The sequence below is a fragment of the Mesorhizobium sp. M7A.F.Ca.CA.003.01.2.1 genome (genome assembly GCF_003998945.1).
In the GTDB taxonomy this organism is placed as follows: domain Bacteria; phylum Pseudomonadota; class Alphaproteobacteria; order Rhizobiales; family Rhizobiaceae; genus Mesorhizobium; species Mesorhizobium ciceri.
On sequence record NZ_RZRA01001015.1, the window covers coordinates 1 to 1,908 of the forward strand.

General features: G+C 62.2%; 3 protein-coding genes. All 3 read left to right on the forward strand.

The features are described 5' to 3' along the window. Positions 1-39 precede the first annotated feature (39 nt). Positions 40-249, forward strand: coding sequence for a hypothetical protein (locus tag EN969_RS29020; protein ID WP_013532063.1), 210 nt, complete (start codon positions 40-42; stop codon positions 247-249). A gap of 33 nt (positions 250-282) precedes the next feature. Next, positions 283-1,269: an ABC transporter substrate-binding protein gene (locus EN969_RS29025; protein WP_063167846.1), complete on the forward strand. Its 987-nt coding sequence runs from the start codon at positions 283-285 to the stop codon at positions 1,267-1,269. Continuing rightward, positions 1,266-1,908: ABC transporter permease subunit (locus EN969_RS29030; RefSeq protein ID WP_127419622.1), on the forward strand; the 643-nt coding region annotated here is incomplete at its 3' end. The genes EN969_RS29025 and EN969_RS29030, both read left to right, overlap by 4 nt.

Consider the following 1,908-nt stretch of genomic DNA (forward strand, 5'->3'; position numbering starts at 1 on the left):
CGCCGAGATGGGCGTTTGGGAACGCGCAAGAGGTGCTGAATGGACATGGTCGATCTCATATTGACGGTTTGCCTCAGCGCCAATCCGAGCAATTGCCGAGACGAACATCTCTATTTCGAGAGCCGCGGCACCCTGTTCCAATGCATGTTCCTTGCCCCCAGCGAAATCGCGAAATGGTCTCAAGAACACCCGACCCTCAAGGTCATGCGCTGGAAATGCGCATTTCCGAGCAAGGAACGAGCCATCTGATTTGGCAGCGCGGAACCCTGGGGAGGAGGTGTCATGATGGTTTCACGGCGCATGACGTTGCGTCTGGCGGTTCTCGGGACAGCCGCTGTTCTTGCTACCAGGCCAGCCGTTGCGGCAGCCAGGATTCGCCTCGGTGTGCTGAAGTTTGGAACCGTGAGTTGGGAACTCGATACGCTACGGCAGCACAAGTTCGATGCCGCGAACGGGATCGATCTGGAGATCATCGACTTCGCCGGCGAGGATGCAACCAACGTCGCGATGCAGGCTGGCGCGATCGACATGATCGTTTCCGACTGGCTGTGGGTCTCGCGCCAGCGCTCCGAAGGCGGCGACCTCACATTGTTCCCCTATTCCACCGCCGTGGGCGCGATCATGGTGAAGGAGGGTTCACCGATCCGGACGGTCGCCGATCTCAAGGACAAGAAGATCGGCGTCGCCGGCGGCCCGCTCGACAAGAGTTGGCTGCTGATACAAGCGCTGACCAGACGCGATCTCGGCGTCGACCTGTCGGCAACCAGCGACATCGTCTTTGGCGCGCCGCCGCTGATTTCGGAAAAGGCGATACAGGGCGAACTCGATGCAGTGCTGAATTTCTGGCATTTTTGCGCCCGTCTCGAGGCCAATGGCTTCCGTCGCTTGATCGGCGTGAATGACGCGGCAAAGACGCTTGGGGCTCTGGGACCCGTGTCGGCGCTCGGTTACGTCTTCCATGACCAATGGGCGAACGAGAACCCCGATGCCGTCAGGGGGTTCGTGAGGGCGTCCGCGCAAGCCAAAGACTTGCTGGCCAGATCCGATGACGAATGGCTGCGTCTGGCGCCGATCATTCGCGCGGAAGGCAAGGAACTGGAAAAACTGCGCGATCGCTATCGTCAGGGCATTCCCAGACGGTCGGTCGCCGAGGAAGCGGCTGACGCCGGCAGGCTATACCATGTGCTGGCGGCGATCGGCGGCGCGAAGCTGGTCGGCAGCGCGGCGGAGATGGCGCCCGGCACATTCTGGCAGGAACCCTGGAAATGACCGCATCGGAAACCGACGGCACGCGTGATGCCCCGCCGAGCATGTCCGGCCGACGCAGCCTGGCGACGGCACTGGCGCCCGCGCTGACCGTAGCGGTTTCCCTGCTCGGGCTTTGCCTGCTGTGGAACCTTGCGGCAGGCGTCTGGCCAAGCCGTGCCTTTCCAGGACCTGGGCAGGTCTGGCAGGTGCTTCTCAGGGAGGCTGCGAGCGGCGACCTCTTTTACCATCTCGGCGTGACCCTCGGCCGGGTCGCCGCAGCATATATCGTCGCAATGATCATCGGATCCGTCATCGGCGTTTTGCTCGGCAGCTATCGTCGCGTCGACCGTTTTTTCAACCCGTGGGTGATCCTGTTCCTCAACATCCCGGCGCTGGTGGTCATCGTCCTCGGCTACATCTGGTTCGGCCTCAACGAGGCGGCGGCGATCGGCGCGGTGGCGGTGAACAAGATCCCGAATGTCGTGGTGACGATGCGTGAAGGCGCCAGGACGCTTGATCCAAGTTATGCCGAGATGGCCACCGTCTATCGCTTCGGCCGCCTTGATCGCATCCGCCATATCCTGCTGCCGCAATTGCAGCCCTATCTTGCCGCCGCGTCGCGATCCGGCATCGCCCTCATCTGGAAGATCGTCCTGGTCG